Raw genomic sequence first — 15409 nt, forward strand, 5'->3', positions numbered from 1 at the left:
CGGTGATCCTCGGGTGGGAAGGGCACGTGCGCCGGCGGAGTTCCGGCAGCTTCCACTATGCATTCCGGTGATCACTCGCGACGTCCGTCTCAGGCACCGGATCGCCGTACTGCACCGGGAGTACGGTGGCGACCGTGCCCCTGGACCGCCTCGCCACCGCGCCCCTGCCCCGCCTCGGACTCGGCCTCGCCGCCGTCGGCCGGCCCGGCTACATCAATCTGCACCGGGAGGCCGATCTGCCCGCCGACCGCACCGTCGGCACGATGCGCGACCGGGCCCACGAGGTGCTCGACGCCGCGTACGCCGCCGGGATGCGCTACTTCGACGCGGCCCGCTCCTACGGCCGCGCCGAGGAGTTCCTCGCCGGCTGGCTCGCCGCCCGGCCCGAGGTCCGCGACGTCGTGGTCGGCAGCAAGTGGGGCTACACCTACACCGCGGACTGGCGCGCCGACGCGAAGGTGCACGAGGTCAAGGACCACTCAGCGGCCACCTACGACCGGCAGATCGGCGAGACCCGGGCGCTGCTCGGCGACCGGCTGGGCCTCTACCAGATCCACTCCGTCACCCCCGACAGCCCGGCCCTCACCGACCGCGCCCTGCACACACGGCTCGCCGCCCTCGCCGCCGGGGGCGTCGCCGTCGGCTTCTCGACCAGCGGCGCACAGCAGGCCGAGGCCATCCGCACGGCCATGGGGATCACGGCCGACGGGCGGCGGCTCTTCACCGCCGTCCAGGCGACGTACAACCTCCTCGAACCCTCCGCGGGGCCGGCCCTCGCCGAGGCCCATGCCGCGGGTCTCACCGTCATCGTCAAGGAGGGCATGGCCAACGGCCGTCTCGCCCGGGCCGCGCCCGGCTCGGTCCTGGCCGAGGTCGCCGCCGGGACCGGCGCCACCGCCGACGCCGTCGCCCTCGCCGCGATCCTGCACCGCCCCTGGGCCGGCGTCGTCCTGTCCGGCGCCGCCACCGCCGCCCAGGTGGAGGCCAACGCCGCTGCCGCCGTCCTCCACCTGAGCGCGGAACGCCTCGCCCGCCTCACCGCCCTCGCCGAACCGGCCCCCGTCTACTGGCGGGAGCGCGCCGCGCTGCCCTGGACCTGATCCCGCGCCGGGGGTGTTTCAGCGCGCCCCGGCCGTCGCGGCGCCCGCCCGTGCGGGCGCGAGGAACGACTCGACGCTGCGGCGCAGCCCGGTCGCGTCCAGTCCGTGCGCGCGCACGTGGTCCTGCCAGGTGCCGTAGCGGCGCAACTCCTCCCGGGCGGTGCCGAGGGCCAGGACGCGGTGCGGCAGATCCATGAGCGCGTCGTTCACGAACGGCGCCGAGGTGCCCGCCAGGTACGGCTCCACCAGGACGACGTCCGCGCGGTCCGCGGCCCCGGCCGCCGCGCGCAGGCCTGCCGCGTCGAAGGGCCGCACCGTCGAGGCGTACAGCACCGTGACGTCGAGTCCGGCCACCGCCTCCAACGTCGCGTCGAGCAGCGGCCCCACCGCCACCACGACCCCGGCACGACCCTCGCGGACCGTGCGGAAGCGGCCGGGGGAGACCGGCAGACCGGCGCGGTTGGACTGCTCGCTGAGCCGGACGTAGACCCGGCGGTCCCCGTCGGCGGCCGCGTGCCGGACCAGTGCCCCGGCCTCGTCGGGATGGCCGGGCACGTGGACGGTCCACCCCGGGAGGGTGTCCAGCAGCGCGACGTCGCCGGGCGACTGGTGGGTCCGGCCGCCGGCCGCGATGTCGTAGGACCCGCCGGAGCTGACCAGCACCGCGCCCACTCCCTGGTGTCCCAGATCCAGCTTGACCTGCTCGAACGGCCGCTCCACCAGGAAGCTGCCGAAGGTGTGCACGACAGGCCGCAGTCCGGTCATGGCGAGCCCGCCCGCCGCCCCGACGAGCAACTGCTCGCGGATGCCGACGTCGATCACGCGGTCGGGATGGGCCCGGGCCGCGTCCTCGAAGCGGTCGCCGGAGATGACCGCCAGCACCACGGCCAGCCGCGGGTCCTCGTCGAGCAGGGCGGTGGTGACGGCGGTGAAACGCTCACGCATCGTGTCCATCGTGGAAAGACTCCTCGGTCCGTGTCGTCTTCGGTGGCGTGGAAGGACGGTCAGTACTTGGACTCGACGCGGGCGACGACCGCGCGCGGCATGCCCGGGTGCGGCGCGGTGAACGCCTCGTACAGCGCCTTGTGGTCGCGGCCGTCCACGGTCGCGGCCGACCAGCCGTCGGCGGCGAAGAGCGAGGCGAGGCCGCCGCGCCGGCCGTACGTGGCGGAGGAGTTGTCGACCACCACGACGTGCAGGGACTCCAGGCCGATCGCGCCGGCGAAGGCGATCGCCTCGTGGTTGCTGCCCTCGTCCATCTCGGCGTCGCCGACCAGGGCCCACACGCCGGAGTCGGTCAGGCCCTGGGCCCGCAGCCCCAGGGCGCTGCCCACGGCGAGGGCCAGTCCGTGTCCCAGCGAGCCGGAGCCGATCTCCACACCGGGCACCAGCATCCGGTCCGGGTGGTGGCCGAGCCGTGAGTCGTAGGAGCCGAAGGAGGGCAGCCACTCTTCCGGAACGAAGCCCTTGGCCGCGAGCACGGCGTAGTACGCCATCGGGCCGTGGCCCTTGGAGAGCAGGAAGCGGTCGCGGTCCTCGTCGTCCGCGGTGTCCCGGGTGACGCGCAGCACGCGGTCGTAGAGCACCCACAGCACGTCGAGGGTGGAGGTGGCCGCCGGGCCGTGCTTCTCGTCGCCCGTCATCAGCGACATCAGGCGTGGCAGGTCCCGGTAGTCGTACGCGGGGGCTGTGCTTGTCGGGGTCATGAATGGAGCGTGCAACTTCAAGCCGACTTGAAGTCAAGCGTAGGCTCGGAGGACATGAGCCCCCACGTTCCGCAGTCCCCGGCCCCGGCCCGCCCCGCGCATCAGGACCGCCTCGCCATCGGCGAGCTCGCCGCCCGCAGCGGGCTGGCCGCCTCCTGTCTGCGTTATTACGAGGAGATCGGCCTCATCCGCTCGGAGCGCACGGCCGGCGGCCAGCGCCGCTACCCGCGGTCCACCCTGCGCCGGGTCGCCTTCATCCGCGCCGCCCAGCGCGTCGGTCTCTCCTTGGAGGAGGCGCGCACGGCCCTGGACCGGCTGCCCGAGGACCGCGCTCCGAACGCCACCGAGTGGAACACCGTCGCCCGCACCTGGACAAGCCGCATCGACGAGCAGATCGCCGAACTGGAGCGCCTCAAGCGTCGGCTCACCAGCTGCATCGGCTGCGGCTGCCTGTCCCTGCGCAAATGCGGCCTGTACAACGCCGGCGACACCGCCGCCTCCGGCGGCGCGGGCGCCCGCTACCTGCTCGGGGACGAACCGGCGGCGCCTACAGCCCGTCGACCTTGAACGGATCGTGCTCGGCCAGGAGCTTGTCCAGCCGTGCCTGGTCGACACGGCTGGTGACCTGGCCCTCGTCCTGCCGGTCCCGCACCACCTTGGCCAGGGTGAACGCCGAGGTCACCACGTAGAGCAGTCCCACCGCCAGAAAGGCCCGCACCCACGGGCCCACGGGCAGGTAGGCGATGCCCACCACCATCGCCGTCAGGGCGATGGCGAACGAAAGCGCGGCCTGCGCGGAGTAGGCCGCCGTCGTCTGCTGCCGGATCGGATTCGCCATGGCAGCAGTGTCGGGATGGTGTGGCGCGCGCCACATGAGTACGGCTACTCAGCTTCGCCTGGGGTCCCCAGGGGTCCCCACCCGGGCCGGGGGCCGCACGGCGGCCCGGGGCGATACCTGCGAGCGAGCACCGGTCGACGTGCGGTATTGTTCTCCTGCGCGGTCAGCCCGGAAAATCCCGGGGGATCCGGCACCGGGACGTGGCGCAGCTTGGTAGCGCACTTGACTGGGGGTCAAGGGGTCGCAGGTTCAAATCCTGTCGTCCCGACGGTGCTCGAAGCCCGCTGAGTTGGAGAATATCTCCAGATCAGCGGGCTTCTTCGCGTTCGCAGGTCCGTTTACTCGACTGGCAGCAGGTGCCGCTTCGCGCCCTGCTCTGGGACCACTTTGGGACCAGGAGCCTCCTCGTGGGGGCAACGGAGGCGGGCCGAAGCCCACCCTCACCTCATGGCCGTCGCGCGCCTGTGCCGCTCGAAAATGCGATTCAGTCCTGTGAACTGCGTCGATGCGGGGCGGTCAGGCAGCGTGGCGGTATTCGTTTGTCAGGCCGTAGAGGACGGGTTGTCGCTGGATGCGATGGGCTTGGATGTCGGTGATGGTAGCCGGGGCGGGCGAGTTCGCCTTGTAGTCAGCGGTGGCCCCAGCTGCTGTTTTCGCGGACCAAGGGCAGGATGGGCTGCTTGACGGCCGGTGCGGTGGATGGGCGGCCGGGGCGACGGTGCTGGGCGAAGGTCCATGTGCGCTTGACGAGTCGCCGATGCCGGCGCAGCAGTCGGGTCGGGGTGACGGCGAAGGCCTCTCGCCATCGCCCGCGAGGGACCAACCGCGACAGCACGACCCGCCGGATCCGCTCGCCACGGTGACGGAGGTGGGGTTGCCGTTCACGGTCGCGGTGAACGTACCGGCGGCGTAGGTGTGGGTGGTCTGCCCGCTCCCGGTGGCGTCCAGGGCGACGGTGACCGTGGGGCTGCCGTCCCCGAAGTCCACCACCGCTGTCCCGTTCGGAGTGCCCCCGGAAATGCTGAACGTCACCGGTTGCCCGCACGTCGGCGACGTGGGTGAGGTCGTCACCGTCAATGGCGAAATCTCCGTCACGTTCGCCGAATTGGCGTTGGTGACGTAGACGTTGCTGTTCTGCGCCGCCGCCACCGAGAACGGGAACGCACCGGCGGGGACGGTGGCCAGGACCGCGTTCGTGGCACTGTCGATCACCGTCACGTTGTTCGAATTTGAGTTGCCGACGTAGACCTTGCCGGTTGGCGCCACCGCTATCCCGAACGGGCCCCCGCCGGCGGGGACGGTGGCGAGGACGGTGTTGGTGGCACTGTCGATCACCGTCACGTTGTTCGAAACGGTGTTGGTGACGTAGACGTTGCCGTTCGGCGCCACCGCGAATACCCCCGGGACCGTGCCGGCGGGGACGGTGTCCACGACGGTGTTCGTGGCACTGTCGATCACCGTCACGTTGTTCGTGGTCTGATTGGCGATGTAGACGTTGCCGTTCGGCGCCACCGCCGCCGCGCCCGGGAACCCGCCGGAGGGGAGGGTGGTCAGGACGGTGTTCGTGGCGCTGTTGATCACCGTCACGGTGTTCGCGTTTCGGTTGGCGACGTAGACGTTGCCGTTGGGCGCCACCGCCACCGCGTCCGGGACCGCGCCGACGGGGATCGGGGAGCCGACGACCGTGTTCGTGGTGCTGTCGATCACCGTCACGTTGTTCGACGTCGAGTTGGCGACGTAGACGTTGCCGTTGGGCGCCACCGCCAACGCGAACGGGCCCCCGCCGACGGGGATCGGGGAGCCGACGACCTCCGTGTTCGTGGCGCTGTCGATCACTGTTACGTTGCTCGAGCCTTGGTTGGTGACGTAGACGTTGCCGTTCGCCGCCACCGCAATCATGGCCGGGTTCGAGCCGGCGGGGACGGTGGCCAGGACGGTGTTCGTGGTGCTGCTGATCACCGTCACGTTGCTCGAATTGGCGTTGCCGACGTAGACGTTGCCGTTCGGCGCCACCGCCACCGCCAGCGGGGTCGTGCCCGCCGGGATTGTCACCGTGGAGAACGCCGCGCTCAACACCTCAGATCCGCCGCCGGGGTTCAAGCGATTGTGGAGCAGGTCTCTGTGTGTTGCTGCGGAGGCGTGAGGAGCAGCGGCGGGCAGGAGGGCGAGGGAAAACACTGCCAGGATGACGCTCAACCGGATGAGCCACTGGTGCCCTGCGCTACGGCGTACATCTGCGAAGACGCCGCCGGATATGAGCTCAGGGGGAAAGAGGGACATTGTTCCTCCAGGCCGGTCGGCTCTCGGGAGCCGTCATGATGAATTGCGACGGCTGGGCAAGAATGAGCGCCCAGCCGTCCGTCAAAGCACATCCTTTGGCCCGCCACGGTGACCCGCCAACCGGACTGCGCTGAACGAGACCGCTTACCGGAACTTTTCTCATGAGCGCAGGAATGCTCCTGCTACGCCTCGCGCACGGTCTTCGTGGACGGCTCATGCGCGCAGACAGTGTCATGAAAGGGCCAGGAGCAGCCCGCCCCATACCCACCGGCGTTCGGCTGGGGAGTCGATCTCAGCTGTGGTCGCATTCGCATGCGCAAACCAGCGAGACCACCCTGTCCACCTGCCAAGCTGACCAGCCGTGCGAACGTAACCGCTCCGACATCTTGGCCGCAGCGCCACGCACCGCCGCGGCGAATTCCCTCTCGTGACTGGAGAAGCGGCGCAAGGGCGCACTAAGGCTGAGCGCCGATACAACATCTTCCTGGGGTCCTCTGATCCCCGTGGCCACACACCCCACATCTGGCACAGCCTCGCCGTAGTCGAATGCGACTCCGCTGCGACGAATCGTTTCCGGCTCGTGCAGCAGTTCATCGGGGTTGACGAGCGAGGAATAGCACCCCGATATATGGCGACGCGGTGGAGTAGGCAGAACCTGCGGACACGGATTCACTACCACGTCCGCGGTAGCGTGCTGGGGTCCACGTTGCGGCTGACATTGGGCTGTCTGTCGGGCCCCGGTTGTGCGGCTGGGACCACACGCTATGCACGCGAGAACACAACGCCGACTCGCCAGAGCGGCGCTGCGTTTGTCATGTGTTGACTGACCTGCGAAAACGTCAAGCCCCATGATCTTGGGGTCAAGGGGTCGCAGGTTCAAATCCTGTCGTCCCGAGGGTGTTTTCGCAGGTCAGAGGCCATTTCCGCTCAGCGGAAGCGGCTTTTGTCAATTCTGCCCGACGTGTCTGCCGCCCGATGATCGCGCGGGTGCGGCGCAGCGGCCCCGGGCCCTCGGCCGGTCCCCTTCTTCGCCCGGAGTGCGGTGCCGGGCCGGCCGCCCCTCGTGGAACATGTGCCCCACGCCACTCCTATAAGGTGATGATCTACTGTCAACTTGCTGCTGTGGAGAGTCTGTTATGGCAATGCTGGGAAACGCGCACGCAGTCGATGTGACGGCCGCTCAGGAAGAGTTCGCGCGGCTGCTGGGGGAGGACGAGCAGCTGCACGCCGCCTTCGAGCTGGTACGCGACAGCATCCTCTTCACCGACCGCCGGCTGATCTTCGTGGACAAGGAGGGGGTGACCGGCAAGAAGGTGGAGTACCTCTCCGTTCTGTACAAGAGCATCACGCGCTTCTCGGTCGAGACCGCCGGCCCCTTCGACCTGGACGCCGACCTCAAGATCTGGATCTCCGGCAGCGACGAGCCGATCGAGAAGAGCTTCACCCGGGGTGTCAACGTCTACGAGATGCAGGGCATCCTCGCGAAGTTCGCGGCGCGTTAGCCGTCCCTGTCCTCGCTCGCGATCCGTCGCGGGGTACAAGCGGTACACGACGGCCAGGAAGGTGCCGGCAGATGAGTGATGTGGTCGGGGAGATCCTCGAGGAGATCGTCGAGGGAGTGGTGGAGGAGCTCGCAGAGGAGATCGGCGGCGACGCTCTGGAGGATGTCGTGGAGAAGCTCATCGACTGATCCGCCACCGGCCGCCGCCTTGCGGCGCAGCAGGTGAGAGGCCGTTCCCCCGTGACGGGGGAACGGCCTCTCGCATGCCCGGGGCGCCGGTGTCAGTGGGGGTGTCTACCGTAGGGGCATGCTCGACTCCCAAGACGTCCGCCGTATCGCCCTCTCGCTGCCGGAGACGGCTGAGAAGGAGGCCTGGAGCATGCCCACGTTCCGGGTGGCGGGGAAGATGTTCGTGACGGTTCCCGACGACGAGACGTCCTTCGCCGTGCGCTGCCCGATGCACGAGCGAGAGGAGCTGATCGCGGCGGAGCCGGAGAAGTTCTGGGTGCCGCCGCACGAGGCCGGCTCGCACTGGGTGCGGGTGCGTCTGGCCGCGCTGGAGGACCTGGAGGAGCTGCGGGACATCCTCGTGGACTCCTGGCGGCAGGCGGCCCCGCCCGCGCTCGCGGAGTCGCAGGATCCCTCCCGGACCTGAGCCCCGCCAGGGTCCCTTCCATGACCGACCGCCAGCCCGACCGGAGCCCTGCCGCGTGACCACCGCACCACTGAGGACCGACGTCACCTTCACCGGCCCGATCGAGCGGGCCGCCGCCGCGGCGGCCCTGGCCGAGGCGCGCGGCGCCGACGGGTTCTGGGTGAACGAGCTGAAGCACGACGCCTTCCTGCAACTGGCCCTCGCGGCCGGCGGCACCCGGCGGATCGGGCTGGCCACGGGGGTCGCCATCGCCTTCGCCCGCAGCCCGATGACGGTGGCGACGGCCGCCTGGGACGTCCAGCGGCTGTCCGGCGGCCGGGCGATCGTGGGGCTCGGCTCACAGGTCAAGCCGCACATCACCCGTCGATACAGCATGCCCTGGTCGCAACCGGCCGCCCGCATGCGGGAGTTCACCGAGGCGCTCCGAGCCGTCTGGCACAGCTGGCAGACCGGCGCGCGGCCGGCCTTCCGCGGCGACTTCTACACCCACACCCTCATGACCCCGATGTTCGACCCGGGACCGCTGCCGTCCGGGCCGCCCCCGGTGTGGCTGGCCGCCGTCGGCCCGCGGATGACCGCCGTCGCGGGGGAGGTGGCCGACGGGCTGATCTGCCATCCCCTCACCTCTGCGGCGTACCTGCGCCAGGTGAGCCTCCCGGCCGTCCAGGCCGCCCGGGAGTCGGCCGGCCGTCCAGGCCGCCCGGGAGTCGGCCGGCCGGACCGCGCTGCCCTTCGACGTCGCCGGGACCGCGCTGGTCGCCACCGGCCGCACGGAGGAGGAGTACGCCGCCGCCCTCACTGCCACCCGCGAGCGGATCGCGTTCTACGCCTCGACCCCCGCCTACCGCCCCGTCCTCGAACTGCACGGCTGGGGCGGGCTCCAGGAGGAGTTGCACCGGATGTCCCTGCGCGGCCGCTGGCAGGAGATGGGCCGCCTGGTGGACGACGACGTCCTGGACGCCTTCGCCCTGCACGGCGAACCGCGCGCGGTGGGCCGGGCCGTGCGCGAGCGCTTCGGCGGCCTGTGCACCCGCGTCAGTGTCTCCTTGTCCCACGACGCGGACGACACCCTCGCCCTCGACGTGCTCGCGGCCGTCCGGGAGTGAGCGCCGGCCCCTGCCGGGTCGGCCTCCGTGCGCTGACCTGCGGTGCCCCTATACCTCTCCGTCCCGAATCGCGCAAGCTTACGAAAGCTCCATCGCCCGCGAGGACCTGGAAGGGGATCATTGGCGACATGAGATCGCGCCCGTATGTGCTGTTGTCGGTCGCCTCCTCGTTGGACGGCTGCCTGGACGACACGAGCACGACCCGCCTCCTGCTCTCCAACGACGAGGACTTCGACCGCATCGATCAGGTCAGGTCCGGGGTGGACGCCATCCTGGTGGGAGCCAACACCATCCGTTCGGACGATCCGCGGCTGATCGTGTGCCCGGAGCGGCAGCACGAGCGGCTGCGCGCGGGCCGTCCGGCGACACCGGTCAAGGTCACGCTGACCGAGAGCGGCAAACTGGACCCGGAGGCGCGGTTCTTCACGACCGGCGAGTGCGCCAAACTCGTCTACACGACCACCGGCGCGGCGCCCGCGCTGGGCGAGCGGCTGGACGGGCTGGCCACGGTGGTCGGCGCGGGCGACCCGCTGGACGTGCGCCAAGTGCTGGACGACCTCGCGGAGCGCGGGATCGAACGCCTGATGGTCGAGGGCGGGGGCGTGGTGCACACGCTCTTCCTGTCGGCCGGGCTCGTCGACGAGCTCCAGCTCGTGTACGCGCCGTTCTTCGTGGGCCAGGCCGACGCGCCGCGCCTGGTCCAGCCGGCCGACTTCCCGCAGGGGCCCGGCCACCGCATGCGGCTCGCCGAGGCCCGGCAGATCGGGGACGTCGTCCTGCTGCGCTATCACCCCCGCCAGGACGACTGACCGGAGGCTGCCGGCGCCACCGGCGCCGGCAGGGACTCGTGGCCGCCGCCGGGCACCCCGGCAGGCCGGGCCCGCCACAGCCACACGATGTCGCGGCCGAAGGACCAGGTGAGCGCGGCCAGCGCCAGTGCCGTCACCCCGGCCGCGGCCGGGGCCGGGAGGATCCCCGAGCAGGCCGCCACGAGCGCGATCCCCTGGCAGGCCGCCACGGTCTTGCGGGCGAAGCTCGGCGGGAGCGGCGCGTTCAGCCAGGGCAGCACCCACGACGCCGCGACGAACGCGTACCGCATGGCGCCGATCGCCAGCACCCACGACCCCTGCTCCATGGCCAGCTGCACGCTCAGCACCATGATGAGGAAGGCGTCGACCTCCATGTCGAAACGGGCGCCCAGCCGCGAACAGGTCCCGGTACGGCGCGCGACCTTGCCGTCCACCGCGTCGAGGACCAGCGCCACCGACGCCACGCAGGTGAAGACCGCGCCATGCGCCGCGCCCGCCACCGCCAGGGCCGTGACACCGCCGACCAGCACCGCACGGCCCAGGGTCACCCGGTCGGCTGGACCGAGCGCACTGGCCCCCGAACGGCGCAGCGCGCCCGTGAGCAACGCCCATATGGCGGCACCGTAGGCGGTACCCGCGATCCAGCCCACCGCGTGCAGGCCCACCGAGGCCCACAGCACGACGAGCAACCCGAACTGGGCCAGCGCGGCGACGGCTTGCTCCCGCTGCGCCGAGCCCTTGTCGAGCCGGGTTCCCACGGTCATCACGGTCATCTTTGTTCCCCCGGTTACGGGTTTCTCGGGAGCGCCGCGTACGGTACGGCCTCATCTGTCGTGGAGGGATACGGAGAAAACCCATGGAGCGTTCGGCACGGGCCTTCTGGCTTCGCAAACCCGGCGAGGGCGAGATCCGCGACGTGGCCCTGCCCGAGCCGGGCCCGGACGACGTCGTGGTGCGCGCGCTGTACTCCGGGATCAGCCGCGGCACCGAGACCCTGGTCTTCCGCGGGGGCGTGCCGGAGAGCCAGCACACGGTCATGCGGGCGCCGTTCCAGGAGGGCGACTTCCCGGGCCCGGTGAAGTACGGCTACCTCAGCGTCGGCGTGGTCGAGCAAGGGCCGCCCGAGCTGCTGGACCGCACCGTCTTCTGCCTGTATCCGCACCAGACCCGCTACGTCGTCCCGGCCTCGGCGGTCACCCCCGTGCCCGGCGACGTGCCCGCCGCGCGGGCCGTCCTCGCCGGCACGGTCGAGACCGCCGTGAACGCGCTGTGGGATGCCGCGCCTCTGGTCGGCGACCGGATCGCGGTCATCGGCGCCGGGATGGTCGGGTGCAGCGTCGCCGCGGTGGCCGCCGGCCTCCCGGGGGCGCGGGTGCAGCTCGTCGACGTCGACCCGGCGCGCGCGGCGGTCGCCGCGGCCCTCGGCGTCGGATTCGCCCTGCCCGGCGAGGCCGAGGGCGGCTGCGACCTGGTGGTCCATGCCAGCGCCACCGAGGCCGGGCTCGCCCGCGGCCTGGAACTGCTGGAGCCGGAGGGCACCTTGCTGGAGATGAGCTGGTACGGCGACCGGCGGGTCTCACTGCCGCTCGGCGAGGCCTTCCACTCCCGCCGCCTGGTCGTCCGCAGCAGCCAGGTCGGCACGGTGTCGCCCAACCGGCGCACCCGGCGGAGCTACGCCGACCGGATGGCGGTGGCCCTGCGCCTGCTGGCCGATCCGGCCTTCGACGCGCTGATCACCGGAGAGAGCGCCTTCGACGAGCTGCCCGAGGTGATGAACCGTGTCGCCGACGGTGAACCATCCGTGCTCTGCCACCGTATTGCCTACCGACCGGCATAGCTCAGCCCTGGAAGGTTCCACCGTGTTCAGTATCACCGTTCGCGACCACATCATGATCGCCCACAGCTTCCGCGGCGAGGTCTTCGGACCCGCGCAGCGACTGCACGGCGCGACGTTCCTGGTGGACGCGACCTTCCGCCGCCCCGAACTCGACGACGACAACATCGTCGTCGACATCGGCCTGGCCACCCAGGAGCTCGGCAAGGTCGTCGCCGGCCTCAACTATCGCAACCTTGACGACGAGCCCGAGTTCGCGGGCGTCAACACCTCGACGGAGTTCCTGGCCCGGTACATCGCCGACCGGCTCGCCGACCGGGTGGCCGAGGGCGCCCTCGGCGAGGGCGCGCGCGGACTCACCGGAATCGCCGTCTCCCTGCACGAGTCGCATGTCGCCTGGGCGAGCTACGAGCGGACCCTGTGAGCGCCGCGGGCGCCCTCGCGCCGGACGTGCGCACCGTCCACGTCGTCCTGCCCGGCGACGTGGACGACACGGCCGTGCCGAGCGGCGGCAACATCTACGACCGCCGGCTCAACCAGTCGCTGGCGGCCGGCGGCCGCACCGTCCGCGAGATTGCGGCGCCGGGCGACTGGCCGCGGCCCGACGACGCCGCGCGCGAGCGACTGGCCCGGTCGCTCGCGGATCTGCCCGACGGCGCCTGCGTCCTGCTCGACGGCCTCGTGGCCTGCGGAGTCCCCGACATCGTCCTCCCGCAGTCGGGCCGGCTGCGGGTGGCCGTCCTGGTCCACCTGCCGCTCGCCGACGAGACGGGACTGCCCGCCGAGGTGGCCGCCGAACTCGACTCCCGGGAACGGGAGACCCTGCACGGCGTGGGCGCGGTGGTCGCCACCAGCCCCTGGGCCGGGCGGCGGCTCGTCGAGCACCACGAACTGCCCGCCAGCCGCGTCCACGTCGTGCCCCCGGGCACCGACGCGGCGCCGCTGGCACCGGGCACCGACGGGGCGTCACACCTGCTGTGCGTCGCGTCGGTGACCCCCCGCAAGGGACAGGACGTGCTCATCGAGGCCCTGGCGGACCTCGCCGACCTGCCCTGGAGCTGCGACCTGGTCGGGCCTCTCGAACGCGACGGCGCCTACACCGAGCTGATGCGCGAACTCCTTGCGGCGACCGGACTCACCGACCGGGTGCGGCTCACCGGCCCGCTCACCGGCAAGGACCTGGCCGGGGCGTACGCCGCGGCGGATCTCCTCGTCCTGCCGTCCCGCGCCGAGACGTTCGGGATGGTCGTGACCGAGGCGCTGATGCGCGGCATCCCCGTGCTCGCCTCGGACGTCGGCGGAGTGCCGGACGCCCTCGGGCAGGCCCCCGACGGCAGTCTTCCGGGCGTCCTTGTACCCCCCGGCGACAGCGCGGCGCTGGCCGCCGGACTGCGCCGGTGGTTCGCCGAGGACGCGCTGCGGCGCCGGCTGCGGACGTCGGCGCGGGACCGGCGCGACACCCTGAGGGGCTGGGAGGAGACATCGCGGCGCATGGACGCGGTGCTCCGGAAGATGGTGCGGGAGGGGTCATGACGAACAGTTCCGGGACATCGGCCGGGGAAGCGGAGGCGCCCGCCTTCTCCCCGCAGTGGCTGGCGCTGCGCGAGGGCGCCGACGCCGCCGCCCGTTCCATCGAACTGATCGCGCCGCTGCTGGAGCGGCTGGCCGCGGTGCCGCCGCCGGGCGGCACGCTCGTCGTGCGCGACCTCGGCTGTGGCACCGGATCGCTGGGCCGCTGGCTGTCCGACCGGCTGCCAGGACCCCAGCACTGGATCCTCCACGACCGCGACCCGAGGCTGCTCGCCCTGGCCCGGGCGAGCCTGGACGGCCGGATCACCGCGGGGGGCGCGGTCACCGCCGCGACCCGCGAGGGCGACCTGACCCGGCTGCGCGCCGCCGACCTCGCCGGGACCTCGCTGGTCACCGCTTCGGCACTGCTCGATCTGCTCACCGCCGACGAGGTGGACAGCCTCGCCGCCGCGTTCGCCGACGCCGGCTGCCCCGCGCTGCTGACGCTGTCCGTCGTCGGCCGCGTGACGCTCGACCCCGCCGACCCCCTCGACCACGAGATCGCCGCGGCCTTCGACGAGCACCAGCGGCGCGAGAGCGAAGGCCGGACCCTGCTCGGGCCCGACGCCGTCGCCGTCGCCACCGAGGCCTTCGAACGGCGCGGCGCCACCGTTCTGAGCCGCCCGAGCCCGTGGCGGCTCGGCCCGGACGACGCGGCCCTGACCGCGGAATGGCTGACCGGCTGGGTCGGCGCGGCGGTCGAACAGCGCCCCGAGCTCACGGCCCGCGCCGACGGCTACCTCCGCCGGCGGCTCGACACCTGCGCGGCCGGCGCGCTGCGTGCCGAGATCGGCCACACCGACCTGCTCGTGCTTCCCGCGGCGGCGGGCGGTGACATGCGATGACGCTCCTGAAGCGCGCATGGCCATGGCTCCGGCTCCTCATAGGCGCCGGCATCCTGGCGGCCCTGGTGTCCCGGCTCGGCACCGGCGCGTTCCTCGACGGGCTGCACATGGTCAGCGGCGTGTCCGTGCTCGCGGCCCTCGGCATCGGCCTGCTCACCACCGTCCTCAGCGCCTGGCGCTGGTGCATCGTGGCCCGCCGCCTCGGCCTGCGGCTGCGGCTGGGCCGGGCCGTCGCCGACTACTACCGGGCGCTGCTGCTCAACGCGGTGCTCCCGGCGGGCGTCCTCGGCGACGTCCACCGCGCGGTCCAGCACGGACGCACCGAGGGCGACGTCGGGCGCGGCGTGCGGGCGGTCGTCCTGGAACGGACCGGGGGACAGGTCGTCGTCCTCGCGCTCGGCGCGGCGGTGCTGATCAGCCGGCCCGCGTTGCTGGCCGACGTGACACGAGAGCTCCTGCCCGGCGGTGCCGGAGCCCTGACGCTCACCGCGGCGGTCCTCGGCGCGGCCGCGGTCGCCGGACTGCTCACGGTGTGGGCGCTGCGCCGCCGGCGCCGCACCGGCAAGGCCGCCGGCGCCCTCGCGGGCAGCCTGGCCGACCTGCGCCGCGGCCTGCTGGCCCGGGGCACCTGGCCGGGCGTCGTCCTGCTCTCCGCGGCGGCCCTGGTCGGCCACGTCGCCCTCTTCGTCGTCGCCGCCCGCGCCGCCGGGTCGGCCGCGCCGGTCGCCCAGCTCGTCCCGCCGCTCACCCTGGCCCTCCTCGTGATGGGCCTGCCGATCAACATCGGCGGCTGGGGCCCCCGCGAGGCCGTCTCCACGCTCGCCTTCGGCGCCGCCGGCCTCGGCGCCGCGCAGGGCCTTTCCACCGCTGTCGTCTACGGCGTCCTCACCCTCGTGGCCAGCCTCCCCGGCGTCGCCGTCCTCGTCCTGTCCCGGCCCCCGCGCCCCGCGACCGCTCCACCCCGCCGTCCCCTCGCCGCCCGCATCCGCGGCATCCGGCACGATCGCCACCCACGTCGCCCCGTCGCGATCGCCGTCGCGCCCAAGAGCTGATCCACCACGGCGACAAGCCGTCTGCCCGCGTCCTGCGCCCGCCCGGCCCGCCGAGCCCGGCCCGGTTCACCCCGGGACCTGTGCCGCGGGCGACGCAGTACCCCTGTCCCGCAC

General features: G+C 72.3%; 18 protein-coding genes, 1 tRNA gene and 1 pseudogene. 14 read left to right on the top strand and 6 right to left on the bottom strand.

Features of this window, described 5'->3' with window-relative positions:
* The first annotated feature begins 134 nt into the window (after positions 1–134).
* Entirely contained in the window at positions 135–1100 is a 966-nt protein-coding gene (locus tag ACFWVC_RS22700) for an aldo/keto reductase (protein WP_384288855.1), read from the top strand.
* Between the two features lie 18 nt (positions 1101–1118).
* Here ACFWVC_RS22700 and ACFWVC_RS22705 read toward each other — a convergent pair whose 3' ends face one another.
* Both ACFWVC_RS22705 and ACFWVC_RS22710 read right to left on the bottom strand, forming a co-directional pair.
* On the bottom strand, positions 1119–2054 hold the full coding sequence (locus ACFWVC_RS22705) for a transketolase family protein (protein WP_384288858.1): 936 nt from the start codon (positions 2052–2054) through the stop codon (positions 1119–1121).
* A gap of 50 nt (positions 2055–2104) precedes the next feature.
* A complete protein-coding gene (locus ACFWVC_RS22710; protein WP_384288861.1) occupies positions 2105–2806 on the bottom strand; it encodes a transketolase in 702 nt (233 codons plus the stop codon).
* Positions 2807–2860: 54 nt separating this feature from the next.
* On the opposite strand from ACFWVC_RS22710, the gene soxR reads away from it, so the two are divergent.
* Positions 2861–3373, top strand: a complete 513-nt coding sequence (gene soxR / locus ACFWVC_RS22715) for a redox-sensitive transcriptional activator SoxR (RefSeq protein WP_384288864.1) — start codon at positions 2861–2863, stop codon at positions 3371–3373.
* Here soxR and ACFWVC_RS22720 read toward each other — a convergent pair.
* Positions 3354–3644: a YiaA/YiaB family inner membrane protein gene (locus tag ACFWVC_RS22720; protein WP_384288866.1), complete on the bottom strand. Its 291-nt coding sequence runs from the start codon at positions 3642–3644 to the stop codon at positions 3354–3356. The two genes, soxR and ACFWVC_RS22720, sit on opposite strands and share 20 nt — an antisense overlap.
* Before the next feature lie 194 nt (positions 3645–3838).
* Between ACFWVC_RS22720 and ACFWVC_RS22725 the strand changes: the two genes are divergently transcribed.
* Positions 3839–3912 (top strand) — tRNA-Pro (locus ACFWVC_RS22725).
* A gap of 248 nt (positions 3913–4160) precedes the next feature.
* Here the strand turns inward: ACFWVC_RS22725 and ACFWVC_RS22730 are convergent.
* Together ACFWVC_RS22730 and ACFWVC_RS22735 are read right to left on the bottom strand one after the other, a co-directional pair.
* The gene (locus ACFWVC_RS22730) at positions 4161–5840 is read right to left on the bottom strand and encodes a hypothetical protein (protein WP_384288868.1); all 1680 of its coding nucleotides are present in this window, start codon (positions 5838–5840) and stop codon (positions 4161–4163) included.
* A 376-nt stretch (positions 5841–6216) separates the two neighbouring features.
* Entirely contained in the window at positions 6217–6603 is a 387-nt protein-coding gene (locus tag ACFWVC_RS22735; RefSeq protein WP_384288871.1) for an IclR family transcriptional regulator C-terminal domain-containing protein, read from the bottom strand.
* Here ACFWVC_RS22735 and ACFWVC_RS22740 point away from each other — a divergent pair.
* From ACFWVC_RS22740 to ACFWVC_RS22765, 6 genes and pseudogenes are all read left to right on the top strand, one after another.
* A complete protein-coding gene (locus ACFWVC_RS22740) occupies positions 6505–6747 on the top strand; it encodes a GIY-YIG nuclease family protein (RefSeq protein ID WP_384288874.1) in 243 nt (80 codons plus the stop codon). The genes ACFWVC_RS22735 and ACFWVC_RS22740 overlap by 99 nt on opposite strands.
* Positions 6748–7060: 313 nt before the next feature.
* Positions 7061–7426, top strand: coding sequence for a PH domain-containing protein (locus tag ACFWVC_RS22745; RefSeq protein WP_384288876.1), 366 nt, complete (start codon positions 7061–7063; stop codon positions 7424–7426).
* Between the two features lie 306 nt (positions 7427–7732).
* Positions 7733–8080, top strand: a complete 348-nt coding sequence (locus ACFWVC_RS22750) for an MmcQ/YjbR family DNA-binding protein (protein WP_384288879.1) — start codon at positions 7733–7735, stop codon at positions 8078–8080.
* A gap of 55 nt (positions 8081–8135) precedes the next feature.
* Positions 8136–8711: pseudogene (locus ACFWVC_RS22755) on the top strand (LLM class flavin-dependent oxidoreductase); the annotation flags it as partial.
* Between the two features lie 94 nt (positions 8712–8805).
* Positions 8806–9186 carry an LLM class flavin-dependent oxidoreductase gene (locus ACFWVC_RS22760; protein ID WP_384289065.1) on the top strand — a complete coding sequence of 127 codons (381 nt, stop codon included), beginning with the start codon at positions 8806–8808 and terminating at the stop codon, positions 9184–9186.
* A gap of 128 nt (positions 9187–9314) precedes the next feature.
* A complete protein-coding gene (locus ACFWVC_RS22765) occupies positions 9315–9995 on the top strand; it encodes a RibD family protein (protein ID WP_384289068.1) in 681 nt (226 codons plus the stop codon).
* Here the strand turns inward: ACFWVC_RS22765 and ACFWVC_RS22770 are convergent.
* A complete protein-coding gene (locus ACFWVC_RS22770; RefSeq protein ID WP_384288882.1) occupies positions 9974–10759 on the bottom strand; it encodes a CDP-alcohol phosphatidyltransferase family protein in 786 nt (261 codons plus the stop codon). The two genes, ACFWVC_RS22765 and ACFWVC_RS22770, sit on opposite strands and share 22 nt — an antisense overlap.
* A 92-nt stretch (positions 10760–10851) precedes the next feature.
* On the opposite strand from ACFWVC_RS22770, the gene ACFWVC_RS22775 reads away from it, so the two are divergent.
* Genes ACFWVC_RS22775 through ACFWVC_RS22795 form a run of 5 tightly spaced genes read left to right on the top strand, consistent with a single transcriptional unit; the run spans position 10852 to position 15295 of the window.
* Positions 10852–11832, top strand: coding sequence for a zinc-binding alcohol dehydrogenase (locus ACFWVC_RS22775; RefSeq protein WP_384288885.1), 981 nt, complete (start codon positions 10852–10854; stop codon positions 11830–11832).
* Positions 11833–11854: 22 nt separating this feature from the next.
* Complete coding sequence (locus tag ACFWVC_RS22780) at positions 11855–12253, top strand: 6-pyruvoyl tetrahydropterin synthase family protein (RefSeq protein WP_384288888.1); 399 nt, start codon at positions 11855–11857, stop codon at positions 12251–12253.
* A complete protein-coding gene (locus ACFWVC_RS22785) occupies positions 12250–13362 on the top strand; it encodes a glycosyltransferase family 4 protein (protein ID WP_384288890.1) in 1113 nt (370 codons plus the stop codon). The genes ACFWVC_RS22780 and ACFWVC_RS22785 overlap by 4 nt, the downstream gene beginning before the upstream one ends.
* Complete coding sequence (locus ACFWVC_RS22790; RefSeq protein WP_384288893.1) at positions 13359–14243, top strand: methyltransferase domain-containing protein; 885 nt, start codon at positions 13359–13361, stop codon at positions 14241–14243. The genes ACFWVC_RS22785 and ACFWVC_RS22790 overlap by 4 nt, the downstream gene beginning before the upstream one ends.
* On the top strand, positions 14240–15295 hold the full coding sequence (locus tag ACFWVC_RS22795; protein ID WP_384288896.1) for a lysylphosphatidylglycerol synthase transmembrane domain-containing protein: 1056 nt from the start codon (positions 14240–14242) through the stop codon (positions 15293–15295). Before ACFWVC_RS22790 ends, ACFWVC_RS22795 begins: the two co-directional genes overlap by 4 nt.
* The last annotated feature ends 114 nt before the right edge of the window (positions 15296–15409 follow it).

It is taken from the genome of Streptomyces sp. NPDC058691 (assembly GCF_042714775.1).
Taxonomy (GTDB): domain Bacteria; phylum Actinomycetota; class Actinomycetes; order Streptomycetales; family Streptomycetaceae; genus Actinacidiphila.

Coding starts and splice junctions, on each gene's coding strand:
- ACFWVC_RS22720 (WP_384288866.1), bottom strand. CDS start 3,644: ATGGCGAATCCGATCCGGCAGCAGACGACGGCGGCCTACTCCGCGCAG.
- ACFWVC_RS22790 (WP_384288893.1), top strand. CDS start 13,359: ATGACGAACAGTTCCGGGACATCGGCCGGGGAAGCGGAGGCGCCCGCC.
- ACFWVC_RS22770 (WP_384288882.1), bottom strand. CDS start 10,759: ATGACCGTGGGAACCCGGCTCGACAAGGGCTCGGCGCAGCGGGAGCAA.
- ACFWVC_RS22710 (WP_384288861.1), bottom strand. CDS start 2,806: ATGACCCCGACAAGCACAGCCCCCGCGTACGACTACCGGGACCTGCCA.
- ACFWVC_RS22750 (WP_384288879.1), top strand. CDS start 7,733: ATGCTCGACTCCCAAGACGTCCGCCGTATCGCCCTCTCGCTGCCGGAG.
- ACFWVC_RS22705 (WP_384288858.1), bottom strand. CDS start 2,054: ATGGACACGATGCGTGAGCGTTTCACCGCCGTCACCACCGCCCTGCTC.
- ACFWVC_RS22745 (WP_384288876.1), top strand. CDS start 7,061: ATGGCAATGCTGGGAAACGCGCACGCAGTCGATGTGACGGCCGCTCAG.
- ACFWVC_RS22795 (WP_384288896.1), top strand. CDS start 14,240: ATGACGCTCCTGAAGCGCGCATGGCCATGGCTCCGGCTCCTCATAGGC.
- ACFWVC_RS22765 (WP_384289068.1), top strand. CDS start 9,315: ATGAGATCGCGCCCGTATGTGCTGTTGTCGGTCGCCTCCTCGTTGGAC.
- ACFWVC_RS22775 (WP_384288885.1), top strand. CDS start 10,852: ATGGAGCGTTCGGCACGGGCCTTCTGGCTTCGCAAACCCGGCGAGGGC.
- soxR (WP_384288864.1), top strand. CDS start 2,861: ATGAGCCCCCACGTTCCGCAGTCCCCGGCCCCGGCCCGCCCCGCGCAT.